Origin of the sequence: Microbacterium sp. MEJ108Y (assembly GCF_000834175.1) — a bacterium.
GTDB classification, from domain to species: domain Bacteria; phylum Actinomycetota; class Actinomycetes; order Actinomycetales; family Microbacteriaceae; genus Microbacterium; species Microbacterium forte.
In genome coordinates this window covers 24815-39162 of the sequence record NZ_JXQX01000016.1, presented here as the reverse complement: position 1 = coordinate 39162, position 14348 = coordinate 24815, and the positions used below count along the sequence as shown (strand labels likewise).

Below are 14348 nucleotides of genomic sequence, written 5' to 3'. Positions count from 1 at the left end.
CGATGGCCAACTCGATTTCCGAGCAGTACGCGAATGTCGACTTCTCCCCCATCCAGGCTCTCACCGACGGCGAGGTGATCACGCACTCCCCCGTGCGTGACATCCGCCTCGCGTCGGGCAAGGTCCTCGCGCTGATCACCCTCGACAACGGACGCGACCACAACCGCCCGAACACTCTGGGACCCGCCACGCTCACCGCCCTCGGCGAGACCCTCGACGGGCTCGCCGCCCGCGCCGCTGCCGGAGAGATCCAGGCGGTCGGCATCACCGGCAAGCAGTACATCCTGGCCGCCGGCGCCGACCTCTCCGACATCAGCAAGGTCGGCTCGCGTGACAACGCCCGCCTGATCGCGCAGCTCGGTCACAAGGTGTTGGGCAAGCTCGGTGAGCTCGGCGTGCCGTCGTTTGCGTTCGTGAACGGCCTCGCGCTCGGCGGCGGTCTGGAGATCGCGCTGAACTCCAGCTACCGCACGGTCGACGCCTCCGCAGCGGCGATCGCGCTCCCCGAGGTCTTCCTCGGGATCATCCCCGGGTGGGGTGGGGCATACCTTCTGCCCAACCTGATCGGAATCGAGAACGCTCTCGAGGTCGTCATCTCGAACCCGCTCAAGCAGAACCGGATGCTGAAACCGCAGCAGGCCTTCGATCTCGGCATCGTCGATGCGATCTTCCCCGCGGCCAACTACCTCGAGAACTCCCTCGCCTGGGCAGATGCGGTCCTCGGGGGCAAGAAGGTCGAGCGCAAGAACGAGCCGGGCAAGATCGAACGACTCACCAAGTGGCCGATCGCGATCAAGATGGCCCGAGGCATGCTCGAGTCGAAGATCGGCACGGTTCCGAAGTCTCCGTACGCCGCACTCGACCTGCTCGACAAGGCGAAGAGCGGAACGAAAGCCGAGGGCTTCGCCCGAGAAGACGAGGCCCTCGCCGATCTCGTGACGGGTGACCAGTTCGCCGCCTCGATGTATGCCTTCGATCTGGTGCAGAAGCGCGCGAAGCGCCCGGTCGGCGCTCCCGACAAGGCCCTGGCCAAGAAGGTGAGCAAGGTCGGCATCATCGGCGCCGGCCTGATGGCCAGCCAGTTCGCGCTGCTGTTCGTGCGCAAGCTGCAGGTGCCCGTGCTGATCACCGACCTCGACCAGGCGCGCGTCGACAAGGGAGTCGCCTACATCCACGAGGAGATCGGCAAGCTCGAGGCGAAGGGTCGCCTCGACGCGGACTCCGCCAACAAGCTCCGGGCGCTCGTGACCGGCACCACCGACAAGACCCTCTACGCCGACTGCGACTTCGTCATCGAGGCCGTCTTCGAAGAGGTCGGCGTCAAGCAGCAGGTGTTCGGCGAGATCGAGAAGGTCATCGCCGAAGACGCCATCCTCGCGACGAACACCTCGTCGCTGTCTGTGGAAGAGATCGGCGCGAAGCTCGCTCACCCCGAGCGCCTCGTCGGGTTCCACTTCTTCAACCCGGTCGCGGTGATGCCGCTGATCGAGATCGTGAAGACACCGGGCACCTCCGAGGCCGCGCTGTCGACGGCGTTCGTCGTCGCCAAGAACCTGGGCAAGAACGCGGTGCTCACCGCCGACGCCCCGGGCTTCGTGGTGAACCGGCTGCTGGCGAAGGTCATGGGCGAAGCAGCTCGCGCGGTCTACGAGGGCACCCCGATCACGGACGTCGAGAAGGCCTTCGCGCCGCTCGGCCTTCCGATGGGTCCGTTCCAGCTGATCGACCTGGTCGGCTGGAAGGTCGCCGCTCACGTGCAGGACACGATGGCGCACGCGTTCCCCGACCGCTTCTATGCGAACGAGAACTTCCATGCGCTCGCGGAGCTCGATGCGGTCGTCGAGAAGGACAAGGGCGGTCGCGTCACCGGCTGGACGAAGCAGGCAGAGAAGCTGCTGAAGCCCGCCGTCGGCAAGACGCCGGCGTCGGCAGAGACGATTCTGCAGCGCGTGCAGGACGGCCTTGCGAGCGAGATCAAGCTGATGCTCGACGAGGGCGTCGTGCCCGAGGTCGAGGACATCGATCTGTGCCTCATCCTCGGAGCCGGCTGGCCGTTCATCGACGGCGGCGCATCGCCGTACCTCGACCGTGAGGGCGCCTCGCAGCGGGCGTTCGGCGGCGAGTTCCACACGCCGCAGATCCGCGGCATCGAGAACCGCTGATCTGAACATCGGAGGGGGCCGCCATCAGGCGGCCCCCTCCGTCGTGTCTACAGCGGCGGGCGCTGATCGGCCTCGCCGCGGCGGGGCCAGTGCGACAGAGCGCGCTCGGCGAGCGCGGTGATCGTCAGCGACGGGTTCACCCCGGGGTTCGCCGGCACGGCGGCGCCATCTACGACGTGCAACCCCGGGTGACCCCATACCCGATGGTAGAGATCGACCACGCCGGTCTCGGGGGTGGACGAGATCACGGCGCCTCCGAGGAAGTGAGCAGTCAGCGGGATGCCGAAGACCTCGGGCCACGAGCCTCGGGCCGCAGCCGGAACGCCGCCATCCTCCTCGACCCGCGCTGCGATCGCCGCGGCCGCGCGGTGCGCCTGCGGCAGATGACTGGGGTTCGGTTCGCCGTGTCCCTGCGCACTGGTCATGACCAGCCGCCCGAACCGTCGCCGGAGTGACAGCGAGAGGGAGTTGTCGACCGTCTGCATCACGAGCGCGATGATGCCGCGTTCACTCCAGCGTCGAAGTGAGCCCAGACGCAGCTGACGGATCGGCGCACGCACGAATTGACCGATCAGACTCGCCAGTCGTCGTCCGAGACCGCGATCACCGGGCACCATGATCGACGCGAGCGCCCCCATGAGGTTCGATCCCGGCCCGTACCGCACATTCTCGACGTGCGTACTCGCATCGATGTGGAACGAGGTCGTGATCGCGACGCCGCGCGCGAGCTCGAGGGAGGCCGGGACAGCAACGGCGACGGCGCCGTCGAGAGCCTCCGAGTTGGTCCTGGTGAGGCGGCCGACCGCGTCCGACACCCGTGGGAGGGCTCCGGCGCGTTTCATCCGATGCAGCAGCTGCTGCGTGCCCCAGGTCCCCGCTGCCAGCACCACCTGGCGTGCGCGGACGGTGCGGCGCTCGCTCCGGAACCATGCCCCGCTTCGCTCCGTCGTCACCGAGAAGCCACCGCCGGGGAGTTCGCGCACCTCGGTGACGGTGCGCAACGCCTCGATGACGACACCGCGCTTCTCTGCGAGGGCGAGATAGTTCTTCATCAGTGTGTTCTTGGCGCCGACGCGGCATCCGACCATGCAGTTGCCGCAGAGCGTGCAGCCTGTGCGGTCCGGACCCTCCCCTCCGAAGAAGGGGTCCGCTGTGCGCTCGCCGGGCTTGCCGAACCAGACCCCGACAGGTGCGTTGCGGAACGTGCTGCCCACTCCGAGGTCGTCGGCTGCGCCCGCCATGATGCGCTCGACGGGGCCCGTGTGCGGATAGCGTTCCACCACTCCGAGCATCCGCTTCGCTGTCGCATAGTGCGGCGCGAGGTCGGTCTCCCAATCCGCGAGAGCACTCCATTGCGGGTCATCGAAGAACGCGCCGCCGGGCTGATACAGCGTGTTGGCGTAGTTGAGGGAGCCCCCGCCCACCCCTGCTCCCGCGAGGATCATCACATGAGGCAGACGATGGATGCGTTGGATGCCGAAGCATCCGAGCTTCGGCGCCCACAGATAGCGGCGGACGTTCCAGTTGGTCTTCGGGAAGTCCTCGTCCTCGAAGCGACGACCCGCCTCGTACACGCGCACGCGATAGCCCTTCTCCACCAGCCGCAATGCGGCCACCGAGCCGCCGAACCCCGAGCCGATGACGACGACCTCGTCGTCGAAGGCCCCGCTGTCCTGCGCATCGCGCGAGGTATCGTTCATCGCTGCTCCTGCGCAGTCGTGGGCACCAGGATCGTCAGAGCCGACCGGCGGATTCCGATGGTGCACTCGCTCTCGGCGATGCGCTCTCCGTCGGCGTAGACGACGAGCCCCGGGGCGCTCACCGTCACGGAACGAGCCTGGCGACGGGTCACCTCGGGTCTGGTCAGATGCGCTCCGCGCAACAGCAGCGGGAACAGGTGCAGCAGCCGAAGCCGAGTCAGCGGCGCGACCTGCACGATGTCGAGCAGCCCGTCGTCGGCGGCGGCGCCGACGCACAACGGCATGCCCCCGCCGTAGCTCTCGGTGTTGCCCACCGCGACGAGCGTGCCGGGCGCGTGGATGGGCGCGGCGCCGTCGACGGAGACCGTGAACTCCATCGGCCGGAGGCGCACGAGCTCCACGATCAGGGCGAGGTAGTAGCGCAGCACACCGTGCGGCCAGCGCAGCCGGTTGGTGCGATCACTGACCTTCGCATCGAACCCGAGCGCGGCGATCGTCAGGAATGGATCGACGCGACCCGCCGCGCGAATCTCACCGATGTCGATCGCTCGGGGAACGCCGGTCAGCACGAGCTCCGCCGCGGCGACCGGGTCGCGGCGGGGCAGACCCAGAGCTCGAGCGAGGTCGTTGCCGGTGCCGGCCGGCACCAGGACGACCGGCACCCCGGCTGCGCACACCGCGTCGAGGATGGCGGAGAGCGTGCCGTCTCCTCCGACGACGACGAGCACGCGAGGACTCTCACGGAGCGCCTGTGCCACCAGGATCCGGCTGGACGCGGCCGACTCTCCCGTGTAGACGCGCACGTCCAGACCTCGGGCGCGGAGGTGGGCGAGCGCGGCTTCGGCCTGATGCGCTCCGCGCCCCTTGCCGGCGAACGGGTTCGACAGCACGGCGATGTGCTCAGCCATGTCAGGCCGACCGATCCGACATGATGACCGCCCCCGGGTTGAGTATCCACGTCGGGTCGAGCTCGCGCTTGATGGCCGCGAGGATCCGCACGCCCGTCTCGCCGATCTCCTTCTCGAGCCATGGGGCATGATCGCGACCGACGGCGTGGTGATGGCTGATCGTGCCACCCGCCGCGATGATCGAGTCGTTCACCCGTCGCTTGATCTCCGCCCACGCCTCCAGGGGGTCGGACCGAAGGTTCGCGAGCACCGTGAAGTACAGGGAGGCTCCGGTCGGATAGACGTGTGAGACGTGGCACATCACATAGGACTTGGCTCCGGCCGCCGCGAAGCCGCCGCGAAGAGCGGCCGTGATCTCCGCTCGGAGGTGGTGCAGGTTCGACCACGTGGTCGCCGTCTCCAGCGTCTCGCAGAACACCCCCGCGTCCAGCAGCGAATCTCGCAGATAGGGGCCATCGAATCGGCCGTCGAGCCATCCCTCCGCGCCGCCCGCTCCGGATGACACGCCACCTGCCGCCGTCAGGATCTCCGAGGCCCGCGCCCGACGCTCGGCGATGCCGTCCCCCTCGTACACGGTGACGATGCTCGCGCCCTTCGCGAGCGCCTTCCCGATCCGGCCCACCTGGGCGAGGCTGACGGCGGTCTCGGCCTCATCTGAGAGACGAATGACCGTGGGGCCACCACCGTTCTGGGCCACCTGTCGCAGCCCGTCGACACCATGCGAGAAGTCCGCGAAGCTCCACGACTCGAGGACGCGTTCTCGTGGCACAGGGTGGACTCGAACACGAACCTCGGTGATCACCCCGAAGATGCCCTCCGACCCCAGGAAGACTCGGATGAGATCGGGACCGGCTGCGGAGCCCGGTGATCGACCGAGATCGATGTCCCCGGTCGGGGTCGCGACTCTGAGGCCGGTGACCATGGAGTCGAATCGCCCATGCCCTGCCGAGTTCTGCCCCGACGAGCGCGCAGCCGCGAACCCGCCGATCGTGGCGTAGCGAAAGCTCTGCGGATAGTGGCCGAGTTCGAAGCCCTGAGCAGCGAGCAGCGCCTCAGCCTCCGGACCGGCGGTCCCTGCGGCGAGACAGGCCTCGCCGCTCACCTCATCGAGACGGATGAGGCCCGAGAGCCGCCGCAGGTCCAGACTGATGACCGCGCGGTGCGCGCCTCGATCGGGGTCGAGAGCGCCGACCACGCTCGTTCCGCCCCCGAACGGAATCACGGCGATCCCCAGGTCGGCGCACACGCGGAGCAGCGCCGCGACCTCATCGTGGCTTCCTGGCAGCACGACGGCATCCGGCGACGCCTGTTCCCGCTGCCGCCGTCTGAGCAGATCCGGTGTCGAGCGGCCCCCTGCATGGCGGATCCGCGACTCATCCGCCGTGTCGATGTGCTCTGCCCCGACCACCGCCCTCAGCGCCTCAAGATCGCCGTCGAGCAGTGCGGACGGCTCGACCCGCACCTCGGCGAGGTTCACCGCCGTCACGGGCTTCTGCGGGCGTCCGAGCAGCAAGGGCAGAAGCATGCGCACGGCACGCGGCAGATCTGATGCCCGAGCGGGATCGCCCCAGCCGTTCCAGCGCATCTCCGACCGCACGGCGACCCTGCCGTTCTCTCCGCTCATGCGTTACAGTGTGACAGATCATGGAAGAACGTCAAGTACTGGCCGACGTCGGCACCTCAGCGCCCGAATGGGATGCCACGCAATCGCGCATCCTCGACGCCGCAGATGAGCTGATCGTTCGCCGAGGAGTGCACGGCCTGACGATCGCAGAGCTCGCTCGCCGTGCCGGTCACAGTCGGCCCACCGTCTATCGCAGTTGGAGCGATGCCGACGATGTCGTCCGCGCAGCGCTGCTGCGCAGAGTCGCAGTGATCCTCGACCGGTTCCCGGCTCATGCAGCCACCCGAAGCGAGCTGGTCGACGACGTCCTGCGCTTCACCGCGCTCTTCCGGGCAGACGCCGTGTACGGGCGGCTTCTCGCTGAAGAGCCCGAAGCATTCACCCGATACACGCTGCAGCGGGTGGGATCGAGCCAGCGACTGATCCTGGGCTGGCTGGCCACGGCCATCGGATCGGCGCAGCGGGGCGGATCAGTCCGCTGGGGTGATCCGAATGAGATCGCCGTCATGCTGCTGCTCATCGCCCAGTCTGCGGTGCTCTCCCACGGAACGGTCTCAGAGCTCCTCTCCGAGGACTCGTGGGAGCGCGAGTTGCGCGCCGCACTCGACGGGCTGCTCCGGCCATGACCTCTCACTCCCCCGACCTCAACGTCGCGCGTCGGGCCGCAGAACTCCGCCGGACGGGCGACGAGACGGTCGATGTCCTCGTGATCGGCGGGGGCATCACGGGTGTCGGCGTCGCGCTCGATGCCGCAGCACGGGGTCTGAGCGTCACTCTTCTCGAGGGAGAGGACCTCGCGTTCGGCACCAGCCGTTTCAGCTCGAAACTCGTGCATGGCGGACTTCGCTATCTCGCCACCGGCGATGTGGCCACCGCCAAGGAGAGCGCTGTCGAGCGACACCTCCTGATGACGCGGATCGCACCGCACCTCATCCGTCCGCTCGGCCAGCTCCTGCCCTTCACGACCGGGGTGAGCGCGCGCCAGCGTGCGGCCGGGACTGTCGGGATGGCGATGGGAGACCTGCTGCGCATACGAGCCCGCACGCCGAGCCGGTTCCTGCCACCGCCGCGCCTCGTCTCGGCTCGAACGGCTCAGCGCCTCGTCCCTTCGCTCTCCCGGGCGGGCTTGCGAGGAGGGATGCTCTCGTACGACGGTCAGCTCGTCGACGATGCGCGCCTGGTCGTCACGGTCGCCAGGACTGCGGCGAGTCACGGCGCTCGCATCCTCACACGGGTGCGGGCGCTCGAGCTGCGCCGCGACGGCGCCATCGCTCAGGACGTGCTGACGGACGAGCGCCTGGATATCCGGGCGCGAGCGGTCGTCAACGCCACCGGTGTCTGGGCCGGGAGTCTCGATGAGTCGATCACGGTGCGGCCCAGTCGCGGGACGCATATCGTGCTCGATGCCGCCGATCTCGGCGACCCGTCGGCCGCGCTGACGATTCCGCACGAGGGTTCGATCAGCCGCTACGTCTTCGCGCTGCCGCAGCAGCACGGAAGCGTGATCGTCGGACTCACCGACGAGGACGCGCCGGGGCCGGTGCCGCGCGTTCCTGTGGCGACCGAGGGCGACATCGCGTTCCTGCTCACGAACCTCAACCGAGTGCTGTCCGTGCCGATCACTCGGAACCAGGTACGCGGATCATTCGCCGGGCTGCGCCCACTCGTCGACACCGGCGCGACTTCGACGGCGGATATCTCCCGTCGTCATCTCGTCGCGGTCTCGGAGAAGGGCTTCGTCAACGTGCTCGGCGGCAAGCTGACCACCTACCGACGGATGGCCGAGGACGCGGTCGACCTGGCCGTGGAGACGGCAGGACTCGGCGCGGGCCCCAGCAGCACGGCGACCCTGCGGCTCACCGACACCGCCGTCGCCGTTCCCGCCGGCGACAGCGTGGGCCGCGGGCCTGTGTCGCGCGCCACCATCGAGTTCGCCGTCCGCGCCGAGGGCGCGATGACCGCAGATGATGTGCTCGACCGGCGCACGCGCGTCGGCCTCGTGGACGCGGACCGCGAGCGGCAGCGTACAGCCGTCGAATCCGCCGTCGCCGAAATACTCGCCGCCTTCTCCTGACACGGCCGCACCACCGCGACCGACCCGCCCCCTATCCGCCTCGCGGCAGGCCGGGTAACGAGCGCGGAACAGCGCATGAACACCTTCGCATGCGCCTCGAAGATGGCGATCCGCCCGCGCTCGAGGGGGCACAGTGGTGGCATGGACATGCTCCTCTCGATGCTGGGCGGCAAGGGAATGTCGGGCCTCTTCAAGACCGGCACTGCGATCCTCACGATCCTGCTGGTCGTGCCGGCGCTGTTGAAGATCTTCATCGTCACGGTCGATGAGGGGTGGGCTGCGATCCGCACGCGGAACGGCAAGCCGATCATCCGCAACCGACCGCAGCGTCGACCGTCATCCCGAGGCGGAGCGGTCGGAGAGGTCGTCGTGCTCGACCCGGGATCCCACGGCGCATTCCCACTCTTCTACTGGTACCGCCTCATCGACGTGCGGTGCCGTGCCACCGATCTGCCCGCGCGCGAGATGACCGGGGCGAACGGACATCAGCACCGCGTGCATGCCTCGTTCGAGTGGCGTCCGATCCCGACCGGGCGAGATCTCCGGGTCTTCGAACTCGATGTCGTCAACGTCAAGGAACGCGCCTCGAACATCGTCGGTGCGGCGCTGCGAGACGTCATCCGAGGACTCGACGGCGCCGAGCTGCCGCACAACGACGAGATCAACACCCGCGTGATCGCTGCCAGCGCCGAAGAGGTGCGCCGGGCGTGCGGAGTCGAGCTCGTGCGCGTCATGGTCACCGGCGATGCCCTGACCGACGGCTACCTGCTCTCGACCGCTCTCCGCGACTCCGATCGCGGGGCCCAGGCGGTCGCCGCCCTCCACGCATTGAACTGATCGTCGGGTTCGCTGACTCCTCGGCCTTCCTCGGCCGGGACCGCAATGCGACGTCGATCAGCTCCGCTCGTGCAGCGGCAGGTCGATCGATCCGTTCGCGCCGGCATCCCGTGCAACGGGGATTCGCGTTCCGAGCACCTGAGAGACGACGTCCTGCGCGATCTTCGACGCGGTGAGGCCTGCATCCGCGAGGATCTGGTCCCTCGATGCATGATCGATGAACTCGTCCGGCAGCCCCAGCTCGTCGACGGCCGTGTCGATGCCGGCTTCGCGAAGGACCTGACGAACGCGAGTGCCGATGCCGCCGACGCGGATGCCGTCTTCGATGGTGATCACGAGGCGATGCCGCGCGGCCATGCTCACGATCGAGGGCTGCACGGGAATCGCCCACCGGGGGTCGATGACCGTCGCGCCGATCCCCTGGGCACGAAGCCGCTCGGCGACATCCATCGCGAGAGCTGCGAACGGGCCGATGGCCACCAGCAGGACATCCTCCGACTCACCCCTGGCCAGCACGTCCACGCCGTCGTGCAGGCGCTCGATCGCCGGCAGCTCGGGCGCGACGTCGCCCTTGGGGAAGCGGATCACCGTCGGGGCGTCGTCCACGAGGACGGCCTCGTCGAGAGCCTCCGTCAGCCGCGCGGCGTCTCGTGGTGCCGCGATGCGGATGTGCGGGACGATCTGCAGCATCGCGAGGTCCCACATGCCGTGGTGACTGGGCCCGTCGGGTCCGGTGACACCCGCACGATCAAGAACGAAGGTGACGCCCGCGCGGTGCAGCGCGACGTCCATGAGCACCTGGTCGAACGCGCGTCCCATGAAGGTCGCATAGAGGGCCACGACGGGATGCAGTCCGCCGAACGCGAGGCCAGCGGCGGAGGCCACCGCATGCTGCTCGGCGATGCCCACGTCGTACACACGGTCGGGGAAGCGCTCGGCGAACGGAGCGAGCCCCGTCGGGCGCAGCATGGCTGCCGTCATGGCGATGACGTCGTCGCGACGCTCGCCGACCGAGACCAGGGCGTCGGAGAACACGTCGGTCCAGCCGGTGCCGCCCGACGAGAGCGTCTCGCCCGTGGTCGGATCGATGCGCCCGACAGCGTGGAACTGGTCGGCCTCGTCGTCTCGGGCGGGCTGGTATCCGCGGCCCTTCTCCGTGATGGCGTGCACGATGACCGGTGCACCATAGGACTTCGCGAGCTCGAGGGTCTCGAGGAGTGCCGGGAGGTCGTGCCCGTCGACGGGACCGAGGTATTTGATGTCGAGGTTGGAGTACAGCGCCTCGTTGTTGGTGAAACGCGACAGGAAGCCGTGGGTGCCACCACGCACGCCGCGGAAGACCGCGCGACCGACGGGCCCGAACGCCCGGAAGAGCCGGTCCGACTTGTGATGCAGGTCCTTGTAGGCCGCGGCGGTGCGCACGCGGTTGAGGTACCGCGACATCCCGCCGATCGTCGGAGCGTACGAGCGCCCGTTGTCGTTGACGACGATCACGAGATTGCGGTCGTTGTCGTCGGAGATGTTGTTGAGGGCTTCCCACGTCATGCCGCCCGTGAGCGCACCGTCGCCGACCACCGCGACCACGTGACGATCGCCGCGACCGGTCGCGGTCAGCGCACGGGAGACTCCGTCGGCCCAGCTGAGAGAGCTCGACGCGTGGGAGGACTCGACCACGTCGTGCAGGCTCTCGCCGCGCTGGGGGTAGCCCGCGAGTCCACCGCGGACGCGGAGGGACGAGAAGTCCTGGCGTCCCGTGAGCAGCTTGTGCACGTAGGACTGGTGGCCGGTGTCGAAGATGAACGGATCGTCGGGCGACGAGAAGGTCCGGTGCAGAGCGATCGTCAGCTCCACCACTCCGAGGTTGGGGCCCAGATGGCCGCCGGTACGGGACACGTTCTCGACGAGGAACTCGCGGACCTCGCCGGCGAGTTCGATGAGCTGCTCCGTCGAGAGGGAGTCGAGATCACGGGGTCCTGAGATGCTCGGAAGAATGGGCATCTGCACCTCCTCTTAGGCACCGTTGGCGGCATCCGATTCCGGTTCGAAAGCCTGATCGATCCTACCGCGGCCATCCGTGAAAGCTCGGAGAACGCCTCGCCCCTTGACACGGACCCGCACACGCGAAAGGGCCCGGTTCAGAAGAACCGGGCCCTCGTCGTCGCTGTGATCAGACCAGCGAACGCAGCACGTACTGCAGGATTCCGCCGTTGCGGTAGTAGTCCGCCTCACCGGGGGTGTCGATGCGGACGACCGCGTCGAACTCCACGACCTGCTTGCCCTCGGGCGAGTCTTCGGTCGGGGTGGCGGTCACACGGACCGTCTTCGGAGTGGTGCCGTTGTTGAGCTCCTCGAGACCCGTGATCGAGACGACCTCGGTGCCGTCGAGACCCAGCGACTCCCAGCTCTCGCCTGCGGGGAACTGCAGCGGGACGACGCCCATTCCGATGAGGTTCGAGCGGTGGATGCGCTCGAAGCTCTCGGTGATGACGGCCTTGACGCCCAGCAGGCTCGTGCCCTTGGCCGCCCAGTCTCGCGACGAGCCGGAGCCGTATTCCTTGCCACCGAAGATGACGAGGGGCGTGCCCTGCTCCTGGTAGTTCATGCTCGCGTCGTAGATGTACGACTGCGGTCCACCGGGCTTCGTGAAGTCACGGGTGAAGCCACCCTCGACGACCTGGCCGTCGTTGACGGCCGAGACCATGACGTTCTTCAGGCGGATGTTCGCGAACGTTCCGCGGATCATGACCTCGTGGTTGCCGCGGCGCGATCCGAAGGAGTTGAAGTCCTTGCGGTCGACGCCGTGCTCGGTGAGGTACTGAGCCGCAGGGGTGCCGGGCTTGATGTTGCCGGCAGGCGAGATGTGGTCGGTCGTGACCGAGTCACCCAGCGTAGCCATGACGCGCGCGCCCTCGATGTCGCGCACCGGGGTGAGCTCCATCGTCATGCCGTCGAAGTACGGCGCCTTGCGCACGTAGGTCGAGTTCTCGTCCCACTGGAAGATGTCGTCGTCCGGGGTGGGCAGGCTGCGCCAGCGCTCGTCGCCGTCGAAGACGGTGGAGTACTGCTTGATGAACTGCTCACGCGAGATCGACGAGTCGACGAGCTCCTGGACCTCGGCCGGGCTGGGCCAGATGTCCCTGAGGAAGACGTCTTCGCCGTCGGTTCCCTTGCCGAGCGCATCGTTCTCGAAGTCGAAGTGCATCGAGCCTGCCAGCGCATAGGCGATGACCAGCGGCGGGCTGGCGAGGTAGTTCATCTTCACGTCGGGGCTGATGCGTCCCTCGAAGTTGCGGTTACCGGAGAGCACGGCGGTCACGGCGAGATCGTGATCGTTGATGGCCGCGGAGACCTCCTCGATCAGCGGGCCCGAGTTGCCGATGCAGATCGTGCAGCCGTAGCCGACGGTGTAGAAGCCGAGGCCCTCGAGGTCCTTGTCGAGACCGGACTTCTCGTAGTAGTCGGTGACGACCTTGGATCCGGGGCCGAGTGTGGTCTTGACCCACGGCTTCTGCTTGAGCCCCTTCTCGAGCGCCTTGCGGGCGACCAGACCCGCGGCGATCATCACCGAGGGGTTCGAGGTGTTGGTGCACGAGGTGATCGCCGCGAGGGTGACCGCGCCGTTGTCGAGGATGTACTTCTCACCGGACGGAGTCGTGACCGGCACGGGCTTCGACGCGTGCGCCGGAGCTCCGCTGTTGATGTGCACGGGACGAGTCGTGGTGGGCTCCTCCTCGCCGGGGACCGAACCGGGGTCGGATGCCGGGAAGGAGTGCTTCGACTCGAGATCGACGACGGAGTCCGAGGTCGATGCCGAGGCGTACGCGAGGATGTCCTGCTCGAACTGCGACTTGGCGTCGGAGAGGAGGATGCGGTCCTGCGGGCGCTTCGGGCCGGCGATCGACGGCACCACGGTGCCGAGGTCGAGCTCGAGGTACTCGCTGAAGACGGGCTCCTGAGAGGCGTCATGCCAGAGCTTCTGCTCCTTGGCGTAGGCCTCGACCAGCGCGACGGCCTCTTCGCTGCGACCCGTCAGGCGCAGGTAGTCGAGGGTGACGTCGTCGATCGGGAAGATCGCCGCGGTCGAACCGAATTCGGGCGACATGTTGCCGATGGTGGCGCGGTTCGCGAGCGGCACCGAGGCGACGCCCTCGCCGTAGAACTCGACGAACTTGCCGACGACGCCGTGCTTGCGCAGCAGGTCGGTGATCGTGAGGACGACGTCGGTCGCCGTGACACCGGCCGGGATCTCACCCGAGAGCTTGAAGCCGACCACGCGCGGGATGAGCATCGACACGGGCTGGCCGAGCATCGCGGCCTCGGCCTCGATGCCGCCGACGCCCCAGCCGAGCACGCCCAGACCGTTGACCATGGTGGTGTGCGAGTCGGTGCCGACGCAGGTGTCGGGGTATGCGCGCAGCACGCCGTCGACGTCGCGGTCGTAGATGACCTTGGCCAGGTGCTCGATGTTCACCTGGTGCACGATGCCGGTCCCCGGGGGAACGACCTTGAAGTCGCTGAAGGCCGTCTGGCCCCAGCGCAGGAACTGGTAGCGCTCGCCGTTGCGCTCGTACTCGATCTCGACGTTGCGCTCGAGAGCGTTCTCCGAGCCGAAGAGGTCGGCGATCACCGAGTGGTCGATGACCATCTCGGCGGGTGAGAGCGGGTTGATCTTGTTCGCGTCGCCACCCAGTGCGGTGACCGCCTCGCGCATGGTGGCGAGGTCGACGATGCAGGGAACACCGGTGAAGTCCTGCATGACCACACGGGCCGGCGTGAACTGGATCTCGGTGCTCGGCTCAGCCGCGGCATCCCAGGAGCCCAGGGCTTCGATCTGCGCCTTCGTCACGTTCGCGCCGTCCTCGGTGCGAAGCAGGTTCTCGAGGAGGACCTTGAGACTGAAAGGGAGCTTGTCGAAACCGGGCACCGTGTCGATGCGGAAGATCTCGTAGTCGGTGCTGCCGACCGTCAGGGTGCTCTTGGCACCGAAGCTGTTCACCGTGGACACGATTCCGTCTCCTTCTATTCGGATGGGAGCGACAGGCG

Annotated in this window: 9 protein-coding genes; 4 read left to right on the top strand and 5 right to left on the bottom strand. The window is 67.9% G+C overall.

Annotated elements, in window-relative coordinates:
- The first annotated feature begins 2 nt into the window (after positions 1 to 2).
- On the top strand, positions 3 to 2162 hold the full coding sequence (locus RU09_RS10240) for a 3-hydroxyacyl-CoA dehydrogenase NAD-binding domain-containing protein (RefSeq protein ID WP_042540235.1): 2160 nt from the start codon (positions 3 to 5) through the stop codon (positions 2160 to 2162).
- A 47-nt stretch (positions 2163 to 2209) separates the two neighbouring features.
- Here the strand turns inward: RU09_RS10240 and RU09_RS10235 are convergent, their stop codons facing one another.
- Genes RU09_RS10235 through RU09_RS10225 form a run of 3 tightly spaced genes read right to left on the bottom strand, consistent with a single transcriptional unit; the run spans position 2210 to position 6394 of the window.
- Positions 2210 to 3862, bottom strand: coding sequence for a GMC oxidoreductase (locus RU09_RS10235; protein WP_042540233.1), 1653 nt, complete (start codon positions 3860 to 3862; stop codon positions 2210 to 2212).
- A complete protein-coding gene (locus RU09_RS10230) occupies positions 3859 to 4770 on the bottom strand; it encodes a YegS/Rv2252/BmrU family lipid kinase (protein WP_042540231.1) in 912 nt (303 codons plus the stop codon). The genes RU09_RS10235 and RU09_RS10230 overlap by 4 nt, the downstream gene beginning before the upstream one ends.
- Position 4771: 1 nt before the next feature.
- Positions 4772 to 6394, bottom strand: coding sequence for an FAD-binding oxidoreductase (locus RU09_RS10225; protein ID WP_231567506.1), 1623 nt, complete (start codon positions 6392 to 6394; stop codon positions 4772 to 4774).
- A gap of 20 nt (positions 6395 to 6414) precedes the next feature.
- Here RU09_RS10225 and RU09_RS10220 point away from each other — a divergent pair, with 20 nt between their 5' ends.
- From RU09_RS10220 to RU09_RS10210, 3 genes are all read left to right on the top strand, one after another.
- Complete coding sequence (locus tag RU09_RS10220; protein ID WP_042540229.1) at positions 6415 to 7020, top strand: TetR/AcrR family transcriptional regulator; 606 nt, start codon at positions 6415 to 6417, stop codon at positions 7018 to 7020.
- Positions 7017 to 8468, top strand: a complete 1452-nt coding sequence (locus tag RU09_RS10215) for a glycerol-3-phosphate dehydrogenase/oxidase (RefSeq protein WP_042540227.1) — start codon at positions 7017 to 7019, stop codon at positions 8466 to 8468. Before RU09_RS10220 ends, RU09_RS10215 begins: the two co-directional genes overlap by 4 nt.
- Before the next feature lie 141 nt (positions 8469 to 8609).
- A complete protein-coding gene (locus tag RU09_RS10210; RefSeq protein ID WP_042540289.1) occupies positions 8610 to 9305 on the top strand; it encodes an SPFH domain-containing protein in 696 nt (231 codons plus the stop codon).
- A gap of 57 nt (positions 9306 to 9362) precedes the next feature.
- Here the strand turns inward: RU09_RS10210 and dxs are convergent, their stop codons facing one another.
- Both dxs and RU09_RS10200 read right to left on the bottom strand, forming a co-directional pair.
- A complete protein-coding gene (dxs, locus tag RU09_RS10205) occupies positions 9363 to 11303 on the bottom strand; it encodes a 1-deoxy-D-xylulose-5-phosphate synthase (RefSeq protein WP_042540225.1) in 1941 nt (646 codons plus the stop codon).
- A 169-nt stretch (positions 11304 to 11472) separates the two neighbouring features.
- A complete protein-coding gene (locus RU09_RS10200; RefSeq protein WP_042540223.1) occupies positions 11473 to 14310 on the bottom strand; it encodes an aconitate hydratase in 2838 nt (945 codons plus the stop codon).
- Positions 14311 to 14348: the final 38 nt, after the last annotated feature.